Origin of the sequence: Rhizobium sp. BK418 (assembly GCF_004341105.1) — a bacterium.
Taxonomy (GTDB): domain Bacteria; phylum Pseudomonadota; class Alphaproteobacteria; order Rhizobiales; family Rhizobiaceae; genus Rhizobium.
In genome coordinates, this window is record NZ_SLZK01000004.1 from 70,297 (window position 1) to 95,840 (window position 25,544).

19 protein-coding genes and 1 pseudogene are annotated in these 25,544 nt (G+C 58.4%); 11 read left to right on the forward strand and 9 right to left on the reverse strand.

What is annotated here, in order from left to right; translation table 11 throughout:
* The first annotated feature begins 1 nt into the window (after position 1).
* Positions 2-319, forward strand: coding sequence for a putative quinol monooxygenase (locus EV281_RS17330; protein WP_132654501.1), 318 nt, complete (start codon positions 2-4; stop codon positions 317-319).
* A gap of 200 nt (positions 320-519) precedes the next feature.
* Positions 520-912, forward strand: a complete 393-nt coding sequence (locus tag EV281_RS17335) for a response regulator (RefSeq protein ID WP_132654503.1) — start codon at positions 520-522, stop codon at positions 910-912.
* Between the two features lie 110 nt (positions 913-1,022).
* On the opposite strand, the gene EV281_RS17340 is transcribed toward EV281_RS17335, so the two are convergent.
* Both EV281_RS17340 and EV281_RS17345 read right to left on the reverse strand, forming a co-directional pair.
* Positions 1,023-2,012 (reverse strand): murein L,D-transpeptidase catalytic domain family protein, encoded by a 990-nt coding sequence (locus tag EV281_RS17340; protein WP_245508317.1) that lies wholly within the window; start codon positions 2,010-2,012, stop codon positions 1,023-1,025.
* Between the two features lie 108 nt (positions 2,013-2,120).
* The gene (locus EV281_RS17345) at positions 2,121-2,780 is read right to left on the reverse strand and encodes a DUF1007 family protein (RefSeq protein ID WP_132654507.1); all 660 of its coding nucleotides are present in this window, start codon (positions 2,778-2,780) and stop codon (positions 2,121-2,123) included.
* 227 nt (positions 2,781-3,007) lie between these two features.
* On the opposite strand from EV281_RS17345, the gene EV281_RS17350 reads away from it, so the two are divergent.
* The 3 genes from EV281_RS17350 to EV281_RS17355 all read left to right on the forward strand — a co-directional run bounded on the left by EV281_RS17350 (position 3,008) and on the right by EV281_RS17355 (position 6,162).
* The gene (locus EV281_RS17350) at positions 3,008-5,050 is read left to right on the forward strand and encodes an NADH:flavin oxidoreductase (RefSeq protein WP_132654509.1); all 2,043 of its coding nucleotides are present in this window, start codon (positions 3,008-3,010) and stop codon (positions 5,048-5,050) included.
* Between the two features lie 294 nt (positions 5,051-5,344).
* Entirely contained in the window at positions 5,345-5,509 is a 165-nt protein-coding gene (locus EV281_RS31195) for a hypothetical protein (RefSeq protein ID WP_165911916.1), read from the forward strand.
* A gap of 248 nt (positions 5,510-5,757) precedes the next feature.
* Positions 5,758-6,162 carry a GFA family protein gene (locus tag EV281_RS17355; RefSeq protein ID WP_132654511.1) on the forward strand — a complete coding sequence of 135 codons (405 nt, stop codon included), beginning with the start codon at positions 5,758-5,760 and terminating at the stop codon, positions 6,160-6,162.
* Between the two features lie 337 nt (positions 6,163-6,499).
* Here EV281_RS17355 and EV281_RS31670 read toward each other — a convergent pair whose 3' ends face one another.
* Positions 6,500-6,724 (reverse strand): hypothetical protein, encoded by a 225-nt coding sequence (locus EV281_RS31670; protein ID WP_165911917.1) that lies wholly within the window; start codon positions 6,722-6,724, stop codon positions 6,500-6,502.
* Between EV281_RS31670 and EV281_RS31675 the strand changes: the two are divergent.
* Positions 6,714-6,803: pseudogene (locus tag EV281_RS31675) on the forward strand (DUF3606 domain-containing protein); the annotation flags it as partial. The gene EV281_RS31670 and the pseudogene EV281_RS31675 overlap by 11 nt on opposite strands.
* Positions 6,804-7,069: 266 nt before the next feature.
* On the opposite strand, the gene EV281_RS17365 reads toward EV281_RS31675, so the two are convergent.
* Positions 7,070-7,360: a hypothetical protein gene (locus EV281_RS17365; RefSeq protein WP_132654513.1), complete on the reverse strand. Its 291-nt coding sequence runs from the start codon at positions 7,358-7,360 to the stop codon at positions 7,070-7,072.
* A gap of 98 nt (positions 7,361-7,458) precedes the next feature.
* Positions 7,459-7,731 (reverse strand): usg protein, encoded by a 273-nt coding sequence (locus EV281_RS17370; protein WP_132654515.1) that lies wholly within the window; start codon positions 7,729-7,731, stop codon positions 7,459-7,461.
* Positions 7,732-8,279: 548 nt separating this feature from the next.
* Between EV281_RS17370 and EV281_RS17375 the strand changes: the two genes are divergently transcribed.
* Positions 8,280-14,582: a HAMP domain-containing protein gene (locus EV281_RS17375; protein ID WP_132654517.1), complete on the forward strand. Its 6,303-nt coding sequence runs from the start codon at positions 8,280-8,282 to the stop codon at positions 14,580-14,582.
* A gap of 10 nt (positions 14,583-14,592) precedes the next feature.
* Complete coding sequence (locus EV281_RS17380) at positions 14,593-16,269, forward strand: response regulator (RefSeq protein ID WP_132654519.1); 1,677 nt, start codon at positions 14,593-14,595, stop codon at positions 16,267-16,269.
* Between the two features lie 145 nt (positions 16,270-16,414).
* On the opposite strand, the gene EV281_RS17385 is transcribed toward EV281_RS17380, so the two are convergent.
* Both EV281_RS17385 and EV281_RS17390 read right to left on the reverse strand, forming a co-directional pair.
* Complete coding sequence (locus EV281_RS17385) at positions 16,415-16,693, reverse strand: hypothetical protein (RefSeq protein ID WP_132654521.1); 279 nt, start codon at positions 16,691-16,693, stop codon at positions 16,415-16,417.
* Positions 16,694-16,716: 23 nt separating this feature from the next.
* On the reverse strand, positions 16,717-17,985 hold the full coding sequence (locus EV281_RS17390) for a DUF892 family protein (RefSeq protein ID WP_132654523.1): 1,269 nt from the start codon (positions 17,983-17,985) through the stop codon (positions 16,717-16,719).
* Positions 17,986-18,242: 257 nt separating this feature from the next.
* Here EV281_RS17390 and EV281_RS17395 point away from each other — a divergent pair, with 257 nt between their 5' ends.
* Together EV281_RS17395 and EV281_RS17400 are read left to right on the forward strand one after the other, a co-directional pair.
* Positions 18,243-18,461 carry a hypothetical protein gene (locus EV281_RS17395; RefSeq protein ID WP_132654525.1) on the forward strand — a complete coding sequence of 73 codons (219 nt, stop codon included), beginning with the start codon at positions 18,243-18,245 and terminating at the stop codon, positions 18,459-18,461.
* 114 nt (positions 18,462-18,575) lie between these two features.
* Positions 18,576-19,148: an alpha-ketoglutarate-dependent dioxygenase AlkB gene (locus EV281_RS17400; protein ID WP_132654527.1), complete on the forward strand. Its 573-nt coding sequence runs from the start codon at positions 18,576-18,578 to the stop codon at positions 19,146-19,148.
* Between the two features lie 231 nt (positions 19,149-19,379).
* On the opposite strand, the gene treZ is transcribed toward EV281_RS17400, so the two are convergent.
* Both treZ and EV281_RS17415 read right to left on the reverse strand, forming a co-directional pair.
* Positions 19,380-21,344 carry a malto-oligosyltrehalose trehalohydrolase gene (treZ, locus tag EV281_RS17405; RefSeq protein ID WP_132654529.1) on the reverse strand — a complete coding sequence of 655 codons (1,965 nt, stop codon included), beginning with the start codon at positions 21,342-21,344 and terminating at the stop codon, positions 19,380-19,382.
* Between the two features lie 862 nt (positions 21,345-22,206).
* Complete coding sequence (locus EV281_RS17415) at positions 22,207-22,488, reverse strand: hypothetical protein (protein ID WP_132654533.1); 282 nt, start codon at positions 22,486-22,488, stop codon at positions 22,207-22,209.
* Between the two features lie 710 nt (positions 22,489-23,198).
* On the opposite strand from EV281_RS17415, the gene htpG reads away from it, so the two are divergent.
* Positions 23,199-25,088 (forward strand): molecular chaperone HtpG, encoded by a 1,890-nt coding sequence (htpG, locus tag EV281_RS17420; protein ID WP_132654535.1) that lies wholly within the window; start codon positions 23,199-23,201, stop codon positions 25,086-25,088.
* Positions 25,089-25,544 lie beyond the last annotated feature (456 nt).

Here is a 25,544-nt window from a genome sequence, read left to right on the forward strand (position 1 = left end):
CATGACCATCACCATCATCGGAACAGTCGTCAGTCGTCCGGAGACGCGCGACGAACTGGAGAGGCTTCTGGCCGCCCAGGTGGAGCCGACGCGCAATGAGCCGGGCTGCATCAACTATGATTTCCATGTTGACGAGGAAGACGAATGCACGTTCGTCTTCTATGAGAACTGGTCCAGTCAAGCCGACCTTGATGCCCATATGAACATGCCGCATCTGGCGCCGCTGCTAAGCCAGCTCGATAGAATGCTCAGAGAACCGATATCGATCCGGCACTTGCGAATGATAAGTTCGCTTAAGGGCGGAGGAGACGAGCAATGATCGAGGAATACTGATTGAGCATCAGGTCACAGAACTATGGAGCCGACCGAACGCTGTAGACGGCAACCAGACCGCGTCTCCCTGAACGCCTTGCTCGAGAAGTTCGCATTTTATTAAATATGTCGGGAAATACTCCGCTTCGAGGGCGATCTAAATCTGGACAAGCGAGTTCATCTCGTGACCACGAAGCGGAGACTGCCATGTATCAGCGTACGGTTCTCATCGTCGAAGACGAGTTTCTCATCCGAATGGTGCTCGCAGACACGGACAAGGGCTACGATGTGATCGAGGCTGGAAACGCCCTTGAGGCGGTGGCCATCCTGGGGCAGCGGAGGATCGACGCCGTCGTGACGGACGTCGACATGCCCGGAGGCCCCAGCGGGCTCGATCTCGCCAGGATGATCTCGTCCATCCATGTGAACGTGCCAGTGATCATAACGTCGGGCGGACATTGTCTCCGGGCCGAGGACCTGCCGGGTGACGCCGTCTTCGTTCCCAAGCCCTACCGAATGGACGTGATCGCGGCGATGGTCGGGGAGATGACCGATCGGTGTCGTTTGAAGCGAGTATCAAAGACGGCTCGTTACGTTTGATACCGGACAAGCCGATGCGGCTTCGCCTGTCGATATTATCCCTGAAGTCACCCCGGTCGACAAAGCCCAATCCCCGCCGCTGACCGATATGAGAACGGCTTGCAGGTTCGTCAGTTCGACTGCGCCTCGCAGAGCGGGATTGGCTTGGGCGGCGGAGCAGGATGGTCCTTTTCGTATCGGACGATCAACGGCCCAAGCTTTTCCTGGCTCCAGAACCGAGGTGTACCGATTTGCTTCAAGCAAGCAGCATTCCAATAAGGCCCAGCTTGGCTGGAGGACTTGACCTTTGAAATCGCCAGAATGTCGCGGGATTCAGGATAGATGTAGAGAGTGGTCGGATTGTCCTTGACGGCGGATAGTACCTGCGGAGCTTCTGCCGGAGACCAGGTTGTGCAGCCGTTGCTGCGGCCGCCGGCATAGTTGACGAATTTACCAAGCGGCACGTAGCCCTGGTTGTTCGCATAGGGGCTATTTGGCTTCTTCTGCATGCATATGCCTGAAACCAGAGCTGCCGGATGCCCCCCGATGGCACGCTCTCTGGCATTTGCCGTCTCTCCGATACCCTCGAATTGCACAAAGGAACGTGTCAGAAAGGACTGCTGACCGGATGAGGAGCGATAGTAACCTTTAAAGGAGGTTTTGATTTCGCTGGTGAGATAGGCGCCGCCCGCCGTCAGATTGGAACCCAGCGCATTGCCGAAATTCTTCGCGCATTCGCGCCCGTTGGAAAAGTCTGCCACGCCCGGCAGGTTGCGTCCGCTGCCATGGCCGGACGAAATCACCCGAAATGTCTGATCAGCCTCGCAGATCATATAAAAACGGCCGCCTGACTCGCCGCCGGTCAGATCGTTCGGGCGGGTGGCGTCCATTGCGAAATAGCAGGAGTTCTTCACCTTCCCATCGGCGACTTTCGACAGATAAAGGGCGCGCGCCCGCTGCAGGACGGGAAGGGCGATCTGGCCGTTGCCTTCGCCGACGTGGGCGCTAAGCCAGTCCGGAACTTGGGGCGCTCGCTCGGCGGTCGCAGCATGTGCCGATGCTGACGCGATGCCGAAGATAGCAAAAGACCTGACTATGGTTACAAGCCGAGATCCGGATATCACTGGAGTTCCTCCTGAAAAGCATAAAGGATTTGCGGCGAGCGGGCCACGGAACCGCGTATGACCGGCAATCCACGAATACGCTCATGCATCATGGTTTCGAAAGGCTTAACAGCGCACCTCTAATCGCGTGGCAACGAGTTGCGAATAATCCGTACCGGTTGGGTCATTGAAGAACAGGGTGGTCAGCATCGCCTGGTTTTCCGCGAGAATTTCCTTCGAATCGGGCCTGACGATCTTGCGCGTGCAGCGATCGAAGCCCGTCCCCGTCGTCTTCAAATCGCTGTCATCAGCGAAATCGAGAGCGGTATACAGCGTGGGGTCGTAGACCCCGAAAACGATCAGCCCCTTCAAGGGAGTTTTAACAGTCGGCTTCTGCACGAAAGACAGGGTCAGCATTCCGTCTTCATAAGCTGCGTGCATAACCTCCGGTTTCTCGAGCGTAACGGCTTTGCCGCCGATTGTGATACTGGTGTAGTAATTATACTGCGCGAGCGATTTTTGAACCGTCTTGGCGACGGCGGCAAGCTCGGGTGGATCAAGGGTCGAATTGCCATTCTTGTCGAAATCGAGAAGCACGGACGAGGAGAAAACCTCGTCGAAATGCCAAACGTCGCGCACTTCGCTCAAGCCTCCGTCGGCGCCCGCCACTGCCTCGAACTTGGCATCCACGAAGATATGGGGATGCGCCAAGGCAACAGCGGGCATCGCTACGGCGGCAACCAGAATTGCTCGAGAGGTTCGGCGTGCAGAGGCCCTGGAGGTCATTTAACGTGAATCAGCTGAAATTGCGCCCGATTTAAGTTCGATCTGCTTGCAGGCCCAGCGGCGAAAGCTGCGTCAGTTTATAACAACTGATCGCACCTCGTCGACCTCAGCTGTAGCCGACGGGCGCACGTCGGCTAGAAAGCGACGCCGATCGGATCGTCATTTCAGCCGGCATAGGTCAGAATAGTGGTTCGATTGCCACTCCCACCCACGCAACGAGTGCGGACATGTCCTCCAAAGACCCCCTTCTGCAGCCGTTTCAACTCAAGCATCTGACGTTGAAAAACCGCGTCATGTCGACCGCTCATGAGCCGGCCTACTCCGAAAATGGCATGCCGACGGATCGCTACCGGCTCTATCACAGGGAAAAGGCGAAAGGCGGTATTGCGCTCACGATGACAGCGGGATCGGCGGTCGTCTCGTCCGATTCCCCGCCGTCCTTCGGCAATCTCCATGCCTATCGAGACGAGATCGTGCCCTGGCTGAAGAGACTCGCCGACGATTGTCACGAATACGGTACGGCGGTCATGATTCAGCTCACGCATCTCGGTCGGCGTACGGGCTGGAGCCGGGGCGATTGGCTGCCGGTGCTGTCGGCTTCGCCGATCCGCGAACCGGCGCACCGTGCCTTTCCGAAAGAGGCCGAAGACTGGGACATAAAGCGTATCGTTGCCGACTATGCGAGCGCTGCACAGCGCATGCAGGAAGCCGGCCTCGACGGCATCGAGATCGAGGCCTATGGACATCTACTGGATAGTTTCTGGTCGCCGGCGACCAATCGGCGTGAAGATGAATTCGGCGGGTCGCTCGACAACCGCATGCGCTTTTCCGTCATGGTCACACAGGCGATCCGCGAGGCGGTCGGGCCAGATTTCATTGTCGGCATGCGTCTCGTCGCAGATGAGGACTGGGAGAAGGGATTGACACGCGAGGAAGGCGTGGAAATCGCCTCACGATTTGCGCGATCCGGTGACATCGATTTCCTGAACATCATTCGCGGTCATATCGACCACGATGCCGCACTCAACGAGGTCATTCCGATTCAGGGCATGGCATCTGCTCCCCATCTGGACTTTGCCGGCGAGGTGAGGGCGGCAACCAGGTTCCCGGTCTTTCATGCCGGGCGCATCGGCGACGTGGCGACAGCCCGTCATGCGATCGCCGAGGGAAAGCTCGACATGGTCGGTATGACACGCGCCCATATCGCCGACCCGCATATCGTGCGCAAGATCGTGGCTGGCGAGGAGGCGCGCATCCGACCCTGTGTTGGCGCTACCTACTGTCTCGACCGGATCTATGAAGGCGGAGAGGCGCTGTGTATTCATAATGCCGCGACTGGTCGCGAAGGGCAGATCCCGCATGAGATTGCCAAGGCGCCTCTCCGTCGCAAGGCCGTCGTGGTCGGTGCCGGACCGGCCGGTCTTGAGGCCGCACGCGTGCTTGCGGAACGTGGGCATGCAGTGGATGTTCTGGAAGCGACCGGAAGGGCAGGCGGACAGGTCAATCTTCTCATCCGCAATCCCCGGCGCAAGGAGATGATAGGCATCATCGATTGGCGGCTATCGGAGTTGGAGCGGCTGGGTGTCAACATGCACTATGATGTCTATGCGGAGGCAGGTGATGTTCTCGGCCTTGAACCCGACCTCGTTGTCATTGCGACCGGAGGCATTGCGCAACAACCCGAACTCGATGCCGGCGATGAACTCGTGACCTCCTCATGGGATATCCTTTCAGGCGGCGTCAGGATTGCGGACGCGGTCCTGCTTTTCGATGATAACGGTGGACATCCGGGCATGTCGGCCGCCGAAGTGATCGCTAGAAGCGGCGCCGAGCTCGAACTCGTATCGCCCGAGCGGTTTTTCGCGCCCGAGTTGGGAGGCATGAACCACGTGCCCTACGCCCGAACCTTCGCAGAACACAATGTCAGGGTTACCATCAACACGCGCCTCAAATCTGTGCGGCGCAACGGCAACGTCCTTGTCGCTGTGCTCGGATCGGATTTTGCAGACGGCGCGCAGTGGGAGCGACGCGTTTCCCAGGTCGTTGTCGAGCATGGCACGCTTCCCAATGATGGTCTCTATCGCGAGCTGAAACCCCTTTCGCGAAATCTTGGAACCGTTGATTATGCCGCCCTGATCAATCGTCGGGCGGCCCTGCCGAAGCTCGGTAATCAGGGACGCTTCGATCTCGTGCGGATCGGTGATGCGATTTCGAGCCGCAACATCCACGCCGCTATTTATGACGCTCTGAGATTATGTTCGTTGTTTTGAGGTCTTCGCGATTGCCTTGCTTTTGTTCGGCGATTGGACGGGTTACGAAGCTCGCGTGACGACATCATCGATATCGCCTGGTCGCTGGTGCGGCCGGGCGGGCGGAGGGCGCCGGAAAATTCTGCAGATGATGACCTCACCTTGGACTGCGGGCAGACATAGCTCCCATTCATGGGAATGCCCCTGCCGAGATAGTAGACCCATGATCTCGGCACCACCATCGAAAGCATAGGGTCTCGGCAATATCGGGAAATGTTACAATCCGACCAGGTTTCCATTTCTGATGGAGATACCATGTCGGAACGATTGGAGCGTGTTCTTCGATATCTGAAGTCTGCCAGGCCGATTGCCGAGAAGAGCCCGACACTCGGCAGAGTGGTCGAGTTGATCGACGAGGCAATCCGTGAAGCGGAGAGCAGACTGAAGGCGACCCGCAGCAAAAATGGGCGAAACCACTAACTCAACGGATGTCGCACGCTCGAGCGGTGCTGCCATGTGGGGATGAGAGCTGCAGTTCACCAATGGTACAGACAGATTCGCAAACGTCGGTGACGTTATCGATCCGTCAATCTGCGCGGGCGAGCAGCTTACGATAGGCATCGCTGTTTTCGATGAATGGCAGAGTTCGAAGAAATGGCCGCAAAATCCTTCTTGCACTAGCTGCTTCCACCGCTATCTCAAGAGACTGTTGCGGAAGGAGACAGGGCATGCACATCGATGGCCAGTGTCAGTGCGGGCAAGTTAGATATGAGGCCAACATCGACCCCGGCGCAGTGGCGATCTGCCATTGTACGGACTGTCAAAGGCTGACTGGCGCCGCATATCGCGTCACGGTGAGCGCGCCGCGCGAGAGATTCCACATCATGGCCGGAGAGCCGAAGCTCTATGTTAAGATCGCCGACAACGGTCGTCGAAGAATGCAATACTTCTGCTCCAACTGCGGGTCGCCGATCTACACGACCGGCGAGCTGAAGGACGCCGACCGGGTTGGTATACGCCTCGGAACAATAAATCAACGGCGGGATCTCAAGCCACGGGCGCAGTTTTGGTGTTCGTCTGAACTTCCATGGGTTCAGGACCTTCGAGCGTTGCCACGACACGACGGCGACTGAGAAGCTTTCGCCGTTCCTGTTGCGCGAAGCGCGGCTCATGCTTGTGGAGGTAGGGCAGAGATGGATTCCTGCGGGTTGTGGAGAAGCCGCCGTCGTGATCTAGTTTGCACGGTCGTACAGCCTGGGTATCCGGAACGAACGACGATGATGTGAATTCTTCGAGCGCCGGAAAGAGGGCCGAGCGGATTTGACTTTGTTTTACGCACGGATCGAACAATCCCGAGAGATGTCGCAATATGTGCTGAGTTCTTCATGGAACTCACGACATCTTGTTCCGGTGCACAGGATTCACCATCTCATAAAAGGGAGAACTGGAGCACTCGAGATGGAAGACCAGTCAGCCGAAGTAATCGTCACGCACGATATCGAAATCCTGCCGCCGGAGCGCGAGGGCTGCCTCGGAGACGGCATCCTTTGCCTGTGTTGCGGCCGGCCGCAATCCACCATGGATGAGGACGGCTGCGGCATCTGCGAGGAGTGCCTGGCGCCCTCGTTCGGCGGGGACTTCTCCAATCGACGTCCATTTTTGCTGGATGTTATCGACAGGAGGTATGGCGACCACCTCCCGCGGCCGCGCCCAGGATCGTGGACGCGTCGCAGGCGGGCAGAGCCATGAGGTGAGATGGGAGGGCAGGAAGGAGCCTGTCAAAAGAGCGCCGGCGCTTGCAAGAAGGCCGACGCGGAAACTGGCCGCGCGTGTCAGAATGATCGCATTCGACCGGTTCCGGTCGTAAGGGCCGCCGCGGCGCGTTTTTGATGCACTTGAATGCCTGCAAGCCTTCACGATCCTGACGGCTGTCTCTGTGCCGAGGTGACCGACGTTGCGCCGCAACGCCGGTTTGCCGTGGAGCTTGAGCTGCCCGCCGAAAACCATGCCGCGCTTGCCTGCCGCATAGATGCGACGCACCTAGTGGAGCGCGTGGCTCATCATGCGATAGGGATGCACCGCGTTGAAATGCGAGATCATCGTGGACGCCTGCTGCAGCACGCGCTCAGCGTTCCGTACATCGTCACGGGCCAACTCGTCGGCATTGATACGGATCGCCTCGGCCATGTTGGCAGAAAGCGCGGCAAAGCGTCGGTCGCCTTCGACAAAGGCTTCGCGTGCGGTTCCTTCTAGGATACGCGCGATATCGACAAAGATCTCTTCGCGTTCCTCGATGCTAAGATCTTTGATGATTTTGATCTTCTCTTCCATTCTCAATCTCACTCCGAATAGACGTGCGATAGTGAACGAGTTCGCCGGAACCCCCGTCACGCAAAGAGCTAGGAAGGGGAAAATTCCGTTTCAAGACCTCAATGCAACTTGAACTCACCGTCCACACGGCGCCATTCGTTCGGCCCGATCAGGCGCTGATGGGTATATCGGACGGAATGCAGCGGGCCGTCCAGATTGGACTGCCAGAAATCGAGAAACCTATGCATCTCGGGAAAATCGGGAGCCAGGTCATAATCCTGCCAGACATATGTCTGCAGCACGGATTCGAAATCGGGAATGCGGTAGAGGATATGTGCGGTGGTTAGCCCGTAGCCATTCAGCTGTCGTTCCAGATCCGATGAAAATTCCATGCGTTCATCTCCGTTCCATGTCACGTCGAAGGCGGCGCAAAATCTGCGGCCATCAATGCTTTTGTCAAACGTAGAATACTCGTTTGTTGTTCCGTTCCAGGATGTTAGCAGCAGCATAGCGTATGTGCTGCTTTTTTGTTCCCTTCGTGAAATCAAAATGCCGAAAGCCAAGTCGTTCGCGCAAGCCGCTCGACCGAGACTTTGCCCACGCACTAACTGGTCATCCGGTCCGGCTAGGCGAACAACATCACCTGTTGCGGCGAGGCGTCGGCAATGAGGTGGACGCGGGTGGCTGTTCCAACAGCACCCCGCAACGCCGTGCTGAAGTCGCCATGAATGCGCCAGCCGTCGCCTCCTAGAGGTCATGGGCCGTCTGAGGCGACCCCAGCCGCTCAAAAGCGGTCGTCTCGTCATTGCCCTTAAGATTTGCACTCTCGAAGTCGGCGCAATGGTGTTCCGGCAGAATTTCCACCGAGCGAGGGTCACTCGGACCGTGGCAATTTGAAGGCGCCGCTCTAGATCTTCGTCATCGTTGAAGGGAAAATTCCATGAGCAATCAAACCGCTGAGCGAGAGCGTGACCAGTATGCGAGCGTCGATGAAAAAGAGCCTCCGGCGAGCGGGATCGAGGCTCGCGAGGCAGGTGCGCTACTAGAGATCCTTTCGGCAGTTCGCCGCGGGGATTTCTCGGTTCGAATGCGGTCGGACCTGACAGGTGTGACGGGAAAGGTCGCCGATGCGCTCAACGACATCATAGCAGCCAACCAGCGAATGGCGCAGCAACTGGAGCATGTTGGCCAGGTCGTCGGCCGGGACGGGCAGACAAGTACACGGGTCCGATTTGGTCTCTCGGATGGATCGTGGTCGGATATGGAAGGATCGATCAACCAGTTGATCGCAGATCTTCTCTGGCCGACGACCGCCGTCACCCGCACGATTACTGCCGTCGCCAAAGGCGATCTTCTGCAGACGGTGCCGCTTGATGTCGATGGCCGGCCGCTGAAAGGAGAGTTTCTGCGCTCCGCCGATATCGTCAACACGATGATCAAACAGCTCAGCGTCTTCACCTCCGAAGTCACCCGCGTGGCTCGCGAGGTCGGCACTGATGGTAAGCTCGGAGGACAAGCCCAGGTGCGGGAGGTGACCGGCGTCTGGAAGGACTTGACTGAGAGTGTCAATTCAATGGCCTCGAACCTGACAGCCCAGGTGCGAAACATTGCCGACGTCACCATCGCGGTGGCGAATGGCGACCTTTCCAAGAAGATCACTGTCGACGTTCGCGGCGAAATCCTGCAGCTCAAGGAGGCCATCAACACAATGGTGGACCAGCTCCGCTCGTTCGCCTCCGAAGTCACCCGCGTCGCCCGCGAGGTCGGAACGGAAGGCAAACTCGGTGGTCAAGCGCTGGTGCCGGGCGTCGCTGGCACCTGGAAGGATTTGACTGACTCGGTCAACGCTATGTGCGGAAACTTGACGGCCCAGGTGCGAAACATCGCCCAGGTCACGACCGCTGTGGCGCGCGGTGACCTTTCCCGCAAGATCACCGTGAACGTCTCGGGCGAAATACTGGAACTGAAGGAGACCATCAATACGATGGTCGACCAGTTGAACGGTTTTGCCGGCGAGGTGACGCGCGTCGCCCGCGAGGTCGGAACGGAAGGTCGCCTCGGCGGGCAGGCCCAGGTGCCAGGGGTGGCGGGCACATGGAAGGACTTGACCGATAACGTCAATTCGATGGCATCGAACCTCACCGCCCAGGTCCGCAATATTGCCGAGGTCTCGACCGCGATCGCCAACGGCGACTTGTCGAAGAAGATTACCGTGACCGTTTCGGGCGAAATCCTCGAGCTCAAGGAAACGATCAACACGATGGTCGACCAGCTGAACGCCTTTGCGTCGGAAGTGACGCGCGTCGCCCGCGAGGTCGGTACGGAAGGCCGGCTCGGCGGGCAGGCCAACGTCACGGGCGTTGCGGGCACTTGGAAAGACCTAACCGAAAACGTCAACTCGATGGCGGGTAACCTCACATCCCAGGTCCGTAACATTGCCGAGGTCTCGACCGCGATCGCCAACGGCGACCTGTCCAAAAAGATCACCGTCGACGTCAAGGGCGAGATTCTGGAACTGAAGGAAACGATCAATACGATGGTCGACCAGCTGAACGCGTTTGCGTCCGAGGTCACGCGTGTCGCGCGCGAAGTCGGGACGGAGGGGCAGCTCGGCGGACAGGCAAATGTACGCGGCGTCGCCGGCACGTGGAAGGACCTGACGGATTCAGTCAACTCGATGGCATCCAACCTCACGGCGCAGGTGCGCAATATCGCAGAGGTCGCCACCGCGGTTGCACAGGGAGACCTGTCGAAGAAGATCACCGTCACGGTCTCGGGCGAGATCCTTGGACTGAAGGAAACCATCAATACGATGGTCGATCAGCTGAACGGTTTTGCCGGCGAGGTGACGCGCGTCGCACGCGAGGTCGGCACGGAAGGCCGGCTCGGTGGCCAGGCGAACGTCCTTGGTGTTGCAGGCACCTGGAAGGACTTGACCGACAGCGTGAATTTCATGGCCGGTAACCTGACCGCGCAGGTGCGCAACATCGCTGAAGTCTCGACAGCGATCGCCAACGGCGATCTGTCGAAAAAAATCACCGTGACCGTGTCCGGCGAAATCCTGGAGCTCAAGGAAACCTTGAATACCATGGTGGACCAGCTCAACCGGTTCGCCTCGGAAGTGACCCGCGTGGCACGCGAGGTGGGCACGGAAGGCAAGCTCGGCGGCCAGGCCCAGGTGCCGGGTGTTGCCGGCACCTGGAAGGATTTGACGGAAAACGTCAATTCGATGGCGTCGAACCTGACTGGCCAGGTGCGTAACATTGCGGAAGTGACGACGGCGGTGGCGCGAGGTGACCTGTCGCGTAAAATCACGGTCGACGTGAAAGGCGAAATCCTCGAGCTCAAGAATACCATCAATACGATGGTCGACCAACTGAATGCCTTTGCCGGCGAAGTGACGCGCGTTGCCCGGGAAGTCGGGACGGAGGGCAAACTTGGTGGCCAGGCGCAGGTACCCGGTGTCGCCGGGACGTGGAAGGACCTGACCGACAGCGTCAACTCCATGGCCGGCAACCTCACCGCGCAGGTGCGCAATATAGCCGAGGTCGCCACCGCAATTGCTAATGGCGACCTGTCGCGCAAGATCACCGTTGACGTGCGCGGGGAAATCCTGCTCCTCAAGGACACGCTCAACACGATGGTCGATCAGCTGCGGTCCTTCGCAGGCGAAGTGACGCGCGTGGCGCGCGAAGTCGGCACCGACGGCCGGCTCGGAGGACAGGCCGTCGTTCCTGGCGTCGCCGGCACCTGGAAGGACTTGACTGACAACGTCAACTTGCTTGCCGCCAATCTGACGACCCAGGTGCGCAATATCGCGGAAGTGACGACTGCCGTCGCGCGAGGCGACCTGTCGCGCAAAATCACCGTCGACGTCAAAGGCGAAATTCTCGAGCTCAAGAACACCATCAACACGATGGTGGACCAGTTGAACGCATTTGCCGGCGAAGTGACCCGCGTCGCGCGTGAAGTCGGCACCGAAGGCAAGCTCGGCGGTCAGGCGCAGGTGCCTGGCGTCGCCGGCACCTGGAAGGACCTGACGGATACCGTCAACGTCATGGCCGCAAACCTGACCGAACAGGTGCGCGGCATCGTCAAGGTCGTGACGGCCGTTGCGAATGGCGATCTCAAGCAGAATCTCACCGTCGCCTCCAAGGGCGAAGTCGCAGCACTTGCCGTAACCATCAACAACATGACCAATACGCTCGCCACTTTTGCCGACCAGGTGACGACGGTGGCGCGCGAGGTGGGGGTCGAAGGTCGCCTCGGCGGGCAGGCGAACGTGCCAGGCACCGCCGGCACCTGGAAAGATCTCACCGGCAACGTCAACCTTCTGGCTGCTAATCTCACTACGCAGGTTCGCGCGATCGCCGAGGTCGCCACCGCAGTCACCAAGGGGGATCTGACCCGTTCGATCCAGGTCGAGGCACGCGGTGAGGTGGCGGAGTTGAAGGACAACATCAATACGATGATCGACAACCTGCGCCTGACAACGGAGCGCAACACGGAGCAGGACTGGCTGAAGACCAATCTGGCCCGGTTCACGAACATGCTGCAGGGCCAGCGCGACCTCACGCGGGTCGGAAAAATGCTGCTTTCGGAACTTGCTCCGCTGGTAGGGGCCCATCAGGGCGTCATCTACCAGGTGGACGACGTTGACGGGTCTCGGCCGATGCTCTCGTTGCTCTCGGTCTATGCGCAAGGGATCGAGGCCGCGCACCCGGACCGCCTCGAATTCGGTCAGGGACTGGTCGGACAATGCGCAAGCGACGCTCGCCGCATCCTGATCACGAACCTGCCCGACAACGTCGTTCCAATAAGTTCGGGCGTGTTTTCGACCCTGCCGAGGAGCGCCATCGTCCTTCCCGTCCACTTCGAGGGGCAGGTCAAGGCGGTGATCGAACTTGCGTCCGCAGGCAGTTTCTCGGAGCTGCAGGTATCGTTCCTCGACCAGTTGACGACCTCCATCGGCATCGTCCTCAATTCAATCGAGGCGACGATGCAGACAGAAGGCCTCCTCAAACAGTCGCAGCAACTCGCTGCCGAGCTGCAGGCCCAGCAGCGCGAACTTCAGCAGACGAACGAGCAGCTCGAGCAGAAGGCCCAGCAGCTCGAAGAACGCAATGTCGAGGTCGAAGCGAAGAACCAGGAAATCGAGCGGGCCCGCCGGGCGCTTGAGGAGAAAGCAGCTGAGCTTGCGCTGACTTCAAAATACAAGTCCGAATTCCTCGCCAACATGTCGCACGAGCTTCGCACACCGCTCAACTCCATCCTGATCCTCGGGCAACAGCTCGGCGACAATCCGGAGGGGAATCTGTCGAGCAAACAGGTAGAGTTCGCCAAGACCATCCATGGGGCGGGCACCGATCTGCTCAACCTCATCAGCGACATCCTCGACCTGTCGAAGATCGAATCAGGCACAGTCTCTGTCGATGCAGAGGAAATCTTCATCCGAAGCCTGCTCGAAGTGATGGCGCGGCCATTCCGCCACGAGGCGGACAATCGCGGCCTCACATTTGGAGTAGAGGTCGGAGACGATGTCGCCAAGAGTATCATCACCGATTCCAAGAGACTTCAGCAGATACTGAAGAACCTGCTATCGAATGCGTTCAAGTTTACTGCCGAGGGAGGGGTAACGCTTCGCGTGAACGTCGTGAAAGGCGGATGGTCTGCGGATCATCAATCGCTGAAGCACGCGCCGTCCGTCATAGCGTTTGAGGTCGCAGATACGGGCATCGGTATCCCGCCCGAGAAGCAGCGCATCATTTTTGAAGCCTTCCAGCAGGCCGATGCTTCGACGAGCCGCAAGTATGGCGGCACGGGACTTGGTCTAGCCATCAGTCGAGAGCTTGCGAACCTGCTCGGAGGCGAGATCCAACTCCGCAGCGCGCCCGGCGTGGGAAGTACCTTCGTCCTCTACCTTCCTTTGACCTATGTGGGCGGCGGGGTCGCCCGGACGGAACTTCCAAGCACGAGCAATGTCGTGCAGCTTGCAGAAGCCGCTGCAACCCGGCGCGCTGAAAAATCCGGTGAGCATGTGGACGATGACCGGGACCACATTGCGCCGAACGACATGGTTCTTCTGATTGTGGAGGACGATCCTCATTATGCGCGGGTTCTGGTGGACCTGGCACGCGACAGCGGCTTCAAGGTGCTGGTCGCGTCGCGCGGCGCCGACGCCCTTGCTTTGGCGCAGCAATACAAACCGACCGCTGTCTCGCTCGACATTTTCCTTCCCGACATGCTGGGATGGTCGGTATTGAGCCAGCTCAAACAGAACGCTCAGACAAGGCATATCCCCGTGCAGATCATCAGTCTCGACGAGGACCGACAGCATGGGCTGACGCAAGGTGCGTTCGCGTTCATGACCAAGCCGACGACGCCTGAAGGACTCGTCACGGCTTTGTCGCGATTGAGATCCTATACGCGGCAGCGGCGCAAGCGTCTTCTTCTTGTTGAAGACGACGAGGCCGAGCGGATTAGCGTTACGGCACTTCTCGGCAATGAAGACGTTGACATTGCAAGCGTCGGCTCAGGGTCGGAGGCGCTCGCGGCCCTCAGGGCGGAGCCTGTTGATTGCGTCGTGCTCGATTTGTCACTGCCCGATATGTCGGGATTTGACGTGCTGGAACGGATGCGTGACGACCACGAGATCGGTGAGGTGCCGGTTGTCGTATTTACGGGTCGCGAACTTTCTCCCGAGGAAGACACACGGCTCCACAGCATGGCTCGCAGCGTTGTGGTCAAAGGGGTGGAGTCGCCCGAACGCCTGCTGGATGAGACGGCGCTCTTTCTGCATCGCGTCGTCGCCGACATGCCGGCCGCCAAGCAGGCAATGCTGGAAGAACTGCACAGCTCCGATGAGAACCTCTTGGGTGAAACGGTTCTGCTGGTCGACGATGACGCACGTAACATCTTTGCGCTCAGCAGCGTGCTGGAACGACGCGGCATGAAAATACTCACTGCGACGACAGGCAACGAGGCGATCGAGGTGATCAATAGCCAGCCGTCGGTGGCGATCGTCCTGATGGATATCATGATGCCAGGCATGGACGGCTATGAAACAATGAAGATCATTCGGGCGGATCCCAGATTTCAACGGCTGCCGATCCTGGCGCTAACCGCCAAGGCGATGAAGGGCGACCGGGAAAAATGTCTGGAAGCCGGTGCATCGGACTATCTCGCCAAGCCGGTCAACACGGAGCAACTCCTGTCGGCGCTCCGCATGTGGCTGCATCGCTGAGGATCTGGTCATGAATCCAGTCAATATCCTTTTGGTGGATGACCAGCCGGCGAAACTCTTGAGTTACGAGGTCGTCCTCCAAGAACTCGGAGAGAACCTTATCAAGGCGCAATCCGGCCGAGAGGCGCTTGAGCATCTGTTGCGCAACGAAATCGCGGTCATCCTGGTCGACGTCTGCATGCCCGAACAGGACGGGTTCGAGCTCGTGAGCATGATCAGAGAGCATCCGCGCTTTCAGAATACCGCGATCATTTTCGTCTCTGCCGTCATGATGGCGGAGCCCGACCGGTTGCGCGGATACGAGGCCGGCGCCGTCGATTACGTCTCGGTTCCGATCGTTCCGGAGGTCCTGCGCGCCAAAGTCAGGGTCTTCGCTGATCTTTACCGCAAAACACGGGAGCTCGAGCGTCTGAATGCAGACCTCGAGGCGCGGGTGCACCAGCGTACGGCCGAGCTCGAGGCATCGTCGGCGCAACTGCGTCAGCTGAACGACGAGCTCGAGCAGCGGATCGAGCAAAAGACACACGAGCGGGAAGAGGCGCTTGCGCAGCTGTTTGAAGCCCAAAAGCTCGATACGATCGGGCAACTGACTGGTGGGGTGGCGCATGATTTCAACAATCTCCTGATGGCTATCCTCGGAAGCCTCAATCTGTTGAAAAAGCGAATACCTGACGACGAGCGAAGCGAGCGTCTCATCGCCAACGCTCTTCAGGCCGCAGAGCGTGGCGCGGCTTTGACGCAACGGCTTCTGTCATTCGCGCGCCGGCAGGATCTAAAGCCCGAGGCAATCGACTTCGCGAGCCTCTTCGATGGTATAGAAGACCTTTTGAGCAAGGCCGTGGGACCTCGTATTGCCATCCAAAAGAAGATTCCATTTTCGCTGCCGTTGATCCTGATCGACCGCAACCAGCTCGAGCTCGGTTTGCTCAATTTATTCATCAATGCTCGAGATGCCATGGAGTTCGGCGGCAGCGTAAGGGTGGAGGCTGCCGTTGCTGATGACGACCTTCCTTCTTCGCTAAAGGGAGGCAGGTACTTGCGCATCTCAGTATCCGACACCGGCGAAGGCATGGACGAGGTGACCCTTTCTCGGGCAACCGAGCCCTTCTTCACAACCAAAGGGATCGGGAAGGGGACTGGCCTCGGCCTGTCTATGGTTCATGGATTGGCAGCCCAGTCTGGGGGGCTGCTCCAGCTATTCAGCCGTAAGGGATCAGGCACGACTGTTTCCATTTGGTTGCCTGTAACTGAACCGGTCGAGGAGGTGTTGCCGATAGCGCCCGAGAATGCTGCGCAACCAGTCTCACCGACCTCCGCCCAGCTTACGGTTCTCGTGGTCGATGACGACGCGCTCGTCAGGCTAGGCACGATCGCGATGCTGGAGGATTTGGGACATCGCACGATTGAGGCTGCTTCGGCTTCTCAGGCGATGCTTCTGTTGGCAGATGATAATCCGTGCGATCTCGTGCTGACCGACCACGCAATGCCGGGAATGACAGGCGCCGACCTGGCCCGTCATATTTATACGTCCTATCCCGGCATTCCCGTTATTCTTGCGTCCGGTTATGCTGATCTCCAGGAGGATCTAACCCATTACGGTATGTTGCGGATGACGAAACCATTCACTCAGGAGCAATTACGAATGGCAGTTGATCGTGCGCTTCGTGAGAGGGCCGCCATAGCTTGAATGGTCGGGTGAGAGCAGCTGCAGGAGCGCTCCTGGCGGGAAAAGATGACCGAAAGCAAGGCGTGGCAAACCGCGGGGGGCTGACCGCATAAAGCTGCTGCGCAGGGAGTGCTCCGCCATTGGTTTTCCGATGGTCATCGCAGCCTCAATCATTTCGAGAAATATCCGGCCGGTATTGACGGCCCACGATTGCCAGCGTCCGATCTGGGCGAATAATGTAGGTTTCCTCCATTTGGCGGCCAAACTGGTCGGTAAAATCATGCGGAAAGGTCCATCCGATCGGCGATTTCGTGAGGCTGCCGTGCGGCTGGCCACGATAGGTGATGCTTCCGGGAATAGGCGTCAGTCCTGCACCTTCGTAGTTTACGCCGGTGCAGCCGCCAAGCACGACAGCGCCGATGATCGCGATGGCTGTCGATCTCATGAGAATATCCAATGATCGCGACATCAACGGACGGTGGAAGGCATCCTTGCCGCCGACATCAGCGGCTGGGCCACTTGATCCAACAGATGACCCGCGTTCTTTTCCTCGCCCAGTGACAACGTTAGCAATTGAGCGACCGTCGGCTGTGCAAGCTGAAGGGCAAGATTGCGAGCAGTGGTATAGGCGGCGATTTCGTAATGCTCGACGCGCAACGCCGCTCCAATGAGCGCGAGATCTGCAGGAGCGTCTTCTTTCTTCTTGCCTTCTGCCATGACCTCCTCGCCTTCCTCGACGAGGCCCGCCATTCCCTTGCAAGGTTTTGCCCTTGCCGCGGACCCGAGTACTTGCAGGCACTCGTTCAGCCGTTCGACCTGGACCTCAGTCTCAGCAAGATGCTTCTGCAGCAAAGTGCGGAGTTGCTGCGAGCGCGCTGCCTTCTGCATCTTGGGTAGGGCCTTCAGCAACTGCTTTTCAGCGTGCAGGAGGTCGCGAAGCTCGTCCACGAGAACCGCCTGGATCGCTTCGGAACCTTCCGGCGGTGCGCTTCTCGCTTCTATGGCCGATGCAGCGTTCCCGGCACCCTTGAAACCTTGAAATGCTGGAGCCTCCACGAATTTCCAGGGTTCTCCCTCGTTCCACGGACCACGGGTATCGACCTCGCCCAGATCGCCTTCGCCAGTCGAGTCGTTGAAGAACTGGTCGACCAATCCTGGTGTGGGAGCAATTCTTCCGACACTGAGGGGAGGTTTGCCTAAGCTTTCGAGGGCGAGCTGGAAGGCTCGAATATGGGTGATTTCTCTTGTCATGAGAAATTGCAGGGCATCCTTCGTGCCAGGATCGCGGCAGAAGTCGATGAGGCGTTCATAAACGATCTTCGCACGGGCTTCAGCTGCGATGTTGCTTCGCAAGTCCACGTCCAACTCACCGGTGATCTTGAGATAGTCGGCCGTCCACGGGTTACCCATCGAATTGAAGAGGTTTACGCCGCCGCCGCCAGCAATAGCGATCAAAGGATCGGCTTCCGCCTCCTCGCGAACCGACTTCAACGGTTTGAGGTGCATTCTTGCAAGCGTGCCAACGATTTCGAGATGACTGAGCTCCTCCGTGCCGATATCCATCAGGAGGTCTTTACGCCCGGCATCCTCGCAATTCAGGCCTTGGATCGAATATTGCATCGCTGCCGCCAACTCCCCGTTGGCGCCACCGAACTGCTCAAGGAGCATATTTCCGAATCGGGGATCGGGCTCATCCACGCGGACCGTGTACATGAGCTTCTTGACGTGATGGTACATGCGGCGTCCTCCGTTGAACTCGGGCCTAACGGCCCTCCGGCTTGAATGTTCCAGTTAGGACGCGCAGGATGTACCTGGTCATTTTGCCGTTTGGGCCGGGTGGCGTTGGTTGATCCTGGCTGCTTGCCGATTGCGTTGAGCGCCATTTTCATTTGCAGGGGCGCGTTCGCACGGGCAGCCCGCCTTGTAATCCGTCCGGCTCATCTTATTTATTGGAGATCACTCACATAACGACATCGCCACTGCAGACCCCTGAGGTGCAGACGATCGAGCGCATAATCGCTCGACTGCTCTTGTTTTGCGTGGCCGTCAAAGGATTCCAATTGAACATATCAAACAGCGCCACTGCTTCGGCAGAGCGAGCGCCGCGCGATCAGCGCGAAGGCGCCGATCGGCTGGCCAAGAATCAGAAGCCGTACCCGTGCCTGCTGACGCGCGCCGAACTGAAAGCGATCATCCTCGAGCAGCTTGGCTGACGACCATCAACGACGAAAACATGAAAAATAACACTGCATCATCATCGGAAACGACAGTGTGGGAGGCGGTACCGGCCATGAAAACGAGGCAGCAGATAGTCAGGAGAAGCCATCATGGCTATTGCGCAAGGTGACCTGTTTGCAGTAGCCGCGCCGGCACTGCCCGAGGGATTTCGCTACGAACCCGATATCGTTCCGCAGGCCGACCACTCGGACCTCCTTCGCGAAATACCGCAATTGCCGCTGAAGCCGTTCGATTTCCACGGTTTCGAGGGCAAGCGGAGAGTGATCTCCTACGGCTGGAAATATGACTTCGACACGGAGCGGGTGAACCGTACGGACGACATCCCGCCGTTCCTTCTGCGGGTGCGCAGCCTTGCGGCAGCATTTGCCGGCATCGAGCCCGATCAGCTGCAACAGGCGCTCGTCACCGAGTATTCGCCGGGCGCACCAATCGGCTGGCACAAGGACAAGAAGGTGTTCGGCAGGGTGGTCGGCATCTCGCTGCTGTCGCCTTGCACCTTTAGATTAAGACGCCGCATTGGCAGCAAGTGGGAGCGCGCCTCGATAGTCGCCGAACCCGGCTCCGCCTACGTCCTCTCCGGCCCGGCCCGCTCTGAATGGGAGCATTCCATCCCGCCCGTCGACAAGCTTCGCTATTCGATTACATTCCGAGAAATCGGATGACGGCGTCAGACAGAATGAATTGACAGGGCTGCACATCTCAACCGGCGCGGCGATTGCGAAATCATCGATCGGAATTGTCGCTTGTATGTCGGCGAGATTTCGGCTCTCGGCTGAGCCGGCAACTGAGTTTCCAGATAGAGGCGGCGTCGTTCCGAAGCGAAGACCTTTGATGGACTCGAGGCACGCTGGCCGAAAACATGAAGACGCGGCAAGCTGGCGGGGCGAGCCTGTTCAGACGTTCGATATCGCTTTCTGCCATCGACGAAGCGATTTATCATCAGGCGCTTTTTGTCGGGCGGCCTGAAGCGGCGCAAAGACAAGCGCGGTATCGGCATCGAGCACCCACCGCTGCTGAACGTCGATGGGTCGTTTGCCGGATCCTCCGTAGGTAAGGTCTTCACTTGACCATTCAACGACCCATTGGCAGCCCTCAGGAGGTGCAAAGAGCGGATCTGCCAGACTGAAGACCGGAAGGTTCTCTCCGAAATTGACGATCAGCAGACGTTCGTCTGCCGCGCTCTCTGCGAAATAACGCAAAAGGAAGGCCGAGCGGCTGAGCACGCTTCCATCGACCGACACCCTCGAAGCATTCGCACTTCGCGCGAATGCTTCCCTCTCACGTCGCAGGCGCAGCAGATCGCGGTGCAGGGAAACGATATGGCTATTGCCGTCGAACGCACTCCAGTCCAGCTTTGAGCGTTCGAACGTAGAACGGTCGCATGGCTTCGGCATGACGACCCTGAAAGCTTCATCTTGGAGGTTCGGAAACTGCCTGAGGAAGTCCAGGCGTCCGTTTCGGACGATCGCTTCGAGATCGCCAGTTTGATCCGCGAAATAAAAGAACGGGCTCGAAGCGCCAAATTCCTGTCCCTGGAACAGCATCGGAGTCTGCGGTCCGAGCAGGAACAGCGCAGTCATCGCCCGCATGCGCGAAGGCGACGCGAGCCTTGCGATCCGCTCGCCGGTGCCCGAGTTGGCAATCTGATCGTGGTTCTGCAGGAAATGAACGAAATTTGCCGCCTTCAAACCGAGGCCCGTCCGCCCACGGTTCGCGTTTTGCCAGTCGTACCTTTGCCCCTGGAAAAGGTAGCCATATTTTGCTGCCGAAACGAACTCCTGTGCCGTTCCGTGGTGGTCGTGGTAGTAGGCGTCATTCCTTCCCGTCAGGGCAACGACTGCGGAATGGTGGAAATCGTCGTTCCAGACGGAGTCCAGTCCAAGGCCGCCGCGACCTGTCGGTCTGACCAGGCGCGTGTCCTGAGGTTCATTTTCGCCGACGAGATAGATGGATTTGCCATTCGCTGCCGCCCGAGCCTCGTGCACTATGGCCGCCAGGATGTGCTCGTCGCTGCTGTCGAAGAGCGCCTGCGTAGCATCGATTCTTAACCCGTCGAAGTGAAACTCGTCGATCCAATAGGCCGCATTGCCGGCAACGAAGGTGCGCACACCCTGGCAGTTCTTACCATCGAAGTTGATCGACCTACCCCACTCATTGGCGTAGCGATCGGTAAAATAGTCGGGCGTGAAGTCGGCATATCGCTCGCCTGCGCCGAAATGATTGTAGACGACGTCGATTATCACGCCCAGTCCGACAGTGTGGGCCTCGTCCACGAAGGACCTAAGGTCATCGGCCGTGCCATAAAGGTGGGTCGGCGCGTAAGGCAGCACCCCGTCGTAGCCCCAGCCGAAGGTCCCGCAAAACTCATTGACAGGCATCATCTCCAAGCAAGTGATCCCGATGTCCCTCAGCAGCGGAAGTTTCTTGACCGCAGCGGCATAGGTTCCCTCTTTCGTGAAGGTGCCGATATGTATTTCGTAGAGAACCTGCCCGTCTGCCTTCACGCCGCGCCAGTCATGGTCGCGCCAGCCATAGTGGAAAGGGTCGACCACCATTGAGGAGCCGGAAGGGCCCTCCGGCTGAAAACGTGATGCCGGGTCAGCATATAGCTCTCTGCCGTCGCCCAGACGAAAGCGGTAGAGCAGCCCAGGTTGTCCATGTGCAAGGTCGAGCCGGAAATAGCCGTCGCCTTCGGCTTGCATTGGGTATTCGGCGCCATCGTCGAGCACGAGGTAAACGCGCTGATGCGACGGTGCCCAGATGCGGAACGAAACTGCGGCGCAAACGCGTTCGGCTCCGACAGGATAGCGTCGTATGCTGGATGTTGTTTGGGAACCGCTCGCGCCTTTGCCCGCCATCTTCACTGAACCTCGGCACACGGGACGGCGAAGCGTGCGTGGCTTGTGTCCAACGCCGGCGTCAAGTTTTGGTTCCAGAATCATGCGGATCGCATCTGCTGAGGCCGCGCCGCGTAGCCTTCATCTCTGGCGGGGCAAATAGAAGTCCCGAACCGTATGCTCCCCCAGTTTCACGCCGTTTGTATTTCAGTTGATATTCGTGACTCACGTTTTCAGCTGGCGGTGGAACTTAAGTCTCCAGTCCGAATTAGACGCGCGGACCGCGCAGCCGGGGGATTGAAGCCCTGACCCCACTAAAGTCGGCGGTGCGGTCCACTTACGCCATTCTCCGGCAAGTCGCTGGCATTAAGATGACCACGATGAGCAGTGTATGCAAACTTACAATAATTGGACTGGTTATCGGATTGGCGGCCCTGGCTACTTCGTGCACGACGCACCAAAGAACAAGTGGCGCTGATTTCCAGTATCAGCCTTGGAATTCGAGGAACCCCGCCTGCAGCCAAGGCTTCAGGCCGACTAACGCACTGTCCTGCAGGTATTGAGCTGCAGACCGCGGCTACTCCGCGCCGTGCTCGGGAGAGGGCGCTCTGCAAGCGCCCCACGAAATCCTCTCCGTGACAAGAGGACGGCGCGAGCGGCCATCTCCTCAGCAAAGAATTTGAGGATGCCATGAGCCGATCGGCCCTGGCACTTCTTCTTCCGGCGTACAAAAAGGAAGATCTTCGCATTAGAAGACATGCGGAAGCGAAGACGAGCATCTAATTCTGGCTTCTGGCTGATGATCCGCGGGCGATGTGAACCGGAGACTGAGATGCCGGTCGGACAAGCGCGCGCTACGCACGCCGAGCTAAAAGAACTGACATCACGTCAGTTTCCCCACAATGGCCGCGTAGTCAGAGAAGGTGAATTTCTTTCCACGTTCATGCGCCTGATTTGCCAGGCTGAGAAGACGGACCGGAAAGGTGGCGGCCGCCAGATTGGCTTCGGATAGCTGGTGGGCGTCATCCTGTTCGACTGCCTGCATTGCTCGTTCAAATGCGGCGCCCACTTCTTTGTGGTTCAGCAAACCCTTGTCGACCAACGCTTCGCAGAGCGATGCGACAGCCATGACCATGCCTTCGAGCTGAAGATTAGCGGTATTCAAGGTATCCTCCGGTGGGCGATAAGAAGCAAAGAGGGGCACAGCGCGGGGTTTCGTTCGCCATCGTCGTAGTAGCGAGCCGTTTTCTCTGGATGAACTCCGGCATCTGCGCATTGAGAGAGCAACCTTGGTGCGGCTGTTTTGTTCCTAAAGCCTATCTGCTCTGGTCAAGCGCGTGTGGAGATGGCTGTCCCTGCGATGGTGCCTTGGGTGTCACTGCGAAGAAATAGATTCCTGCAAGAAGGAGAGCGGCAAGACAAATCGCTACCACGAATTTAATCATTCCGAATCCCGCTTTGCGATCAGCGCTGCTCATTTCTTCCCTCGCTCGGTCATCAAGCACTTTCGAACAAGGTGGAAGACGCGAGGTTCCCGGATGGGTGAAAATATATGTTAGGCAATGGGCCAAGCATGGCGCTCAAGCGGAGGGCCTGATCGAAGGGTTGCATGTGAGGCCGCCATTGCAGTCGCTAGCAGAGGGATGGTGGGTTCGTTTTCGAGTTTCCCTGGGCCGGCAGCCATAGGTACCGGCAAGCCCATAGAGTAAGCGCCGTTTCGACGAGTCAATGTTTGCCCCAAGCTGTCACCTGTTTTTCCTGAAGTGGCAGCCCGACCACATGCAGATGGCGAGCTATTATGTTCCTCTTGAATTTCGCGCAGGACTTTGCCACCTCATCGACGCCATTTTCAAAACTGAAGGAGAAATTGCACTCATGCCGACCGCTGCAGAAAAGCCTGCCGAAAGCCACGTCTTCGAGGCCGACGTCGCCCGCCTTCTGCATATGATGGTGCACTCGGTCTATTCGGACAAAGACGTCTTCCTGCGCGAACTGATTTCGAACGCCGCCGACGCCTGCGAAAAGTTGCGCTACGAATCGATCGAAACGCCATCCCTTTCCGGATCCGATCCCGAAAGCCGCATTATTCTGTCGCTCGACGAAGAGCATCGGCAGCTTTCCGTCGAAGACAACGGGATCGGGATGAGCCGAGAGGAACTGATCGAAGCGCTCGGGACCATCGCCCGGTCTGGAACGCGGGCCTTTATGGAACGGCTGGAATCCGGCAAGGCCGGCGAAGGGGCACAATTGATCGGCCAGTTCGGCGTCGGTTTCTATTCCTGCTTCATGGTAGCCGAGCGTGTCGACGTCATCTCGCGTCGCGCCGGTTCAGACGAGGCCTGGCTCTGGTCTTCCGACGGCAAGGGTAACTACAGCGTCAGCCCGGCCGATATCGCCGAGGCGCCGCCGCGCGGTACGCGCATCCTGCTTCATCTAACGCAGGAGGCGAAGAAGTATACGTCCCGCTGGACGATCGAGCAGATCGTGAAGGAGCAGTCAGGTCATGTGCCCGTCGCAATAAGCATTGTCGATAAGCCCGGAGGCGAACCGGTGCGGATCACCGACGGAAGCGCGCTTTGGACAAAATCGAAAAATGACGTCAGCAAGGACGAATACCGTGATTTTTATCGCGGGATCTCAGGTCAGTATGACGAACCTGCACTGACCGTGCACTTCCGGGCGGAGGGAAGGCATGAATATAGCGCCCTTGCGTTCGTTCCAGGTTCACAGCCCTTCGACCTGTTCGACCCTGAGCGCACCGGACGGATGAAGCTCTACGTCAAGCGGGTCTTCATTACCGACGACGCCGGGCTCCTGCCGCGTTATCTCCGTTTCGTGCGCGGCCTTGTCGACACATCCGACCTACCGCTCAACGTCTCGCGCGAGATGATCCAGGAAAGCCCCGTCCTGTCGTCCATAAGGAAAGGTGTCACCAGCAGGATCATCAGCGCGATCGAAAAGCTTGCGGAAAACGAAGAAGACACCTTCCTTACGCTTTGGAAGAATTTCGGCGCCGTTCTGAAGGAAGGCATCTACGAAGATTTCGAGCGCCGTGCCCAGCTTTTGGCTCTTTCGCGTTTCCGCACGACTACTTCGGGGGAGGGCTATCGTTCGCTTGCCGACTATGTGAAGGATGCCAAGGATGGACAGAATACGATCTACTACCTCGCCGGCGCCAGCCTTGAACAGTTGAGGGCATCGCCGCAATTGGAAGGATTCCGCGCCCGAGGCATCGAGGTGTTGCTGCTGACGGACCAGATCGACAGCTTCTGGGTCATGAACGCCCCCGAATTTCAGGGCAAGACGTTCAAGTCGATCACCCAGGGCGCGGCCGAATTGTCGCAATTTTCCTTGCTGGACAACGAAAAGGCTTCATCGCCGGAGACGACCGCCGGTGCTGAATCGTTCATTGCCTTCGCCAAGGACAAGCTTGCCGACCAGGTCGCGGATGTCAGGGCATCGGTCCGTCTGACCGAAAGCGCCGTCTGCCTTGTCGCCCCCGAAGGAAGCTACGATCGGCAGATGGAGAAATTCCTACAGAGCGCCGGGCGCCTTCAGGACGCGGCCAAGCCGATTCTGGAAATCAATCCGGATCACGCGATGGTCAGGGCAATCGCTGGCTTGGAGGATAATTCGCCGCTCAAGGAAGATGCCGCCTGGCTGCTTTTCGACCAGGCCCGTATTCTTGATGGTGACAAGCCCGCGGATTCGCGTGCGTTTGCCGAGCGTCTCGGACGCATTTTCGAGAAAGTGGCCCGCTCCTGAGGGTCGGAATACGATCTTCAGGCCAAACCGCCGGCGTCGGCTCGACCATTTGGAGGCGGCATCTGAACATATGCCGCCGCACCACATCCATCCTCCTACGCTAGATGTCATTCGTGGTGGTCTTCTGGGCACGCTCGATTAGCGTTCTCATCCAGTGCCGACCGAAGCTGTTTGTTTGGCGGCGAGGGCGGTCGGCGTGGTCTTTTCGGTCTCGGCTTTACGGCTACGATCTCGGCAAACCGCGAGCACATCGGTGGCCGATTTCACCTAAGACTGCGTGCTGCGTCGCGATCGGCCGCGACGCCACGTTGGAAAGTCAGTGGCTACGGGAAGCCGGCCTTTCGATTAATCAATTGTATTTCTAACCTATTAATCGACGATGGCAACAAATAAATACTCGCGTGTAAGAGCAAAATTGACGTACAATAAAAGACAGTAAAAATTACCCGTCTACAT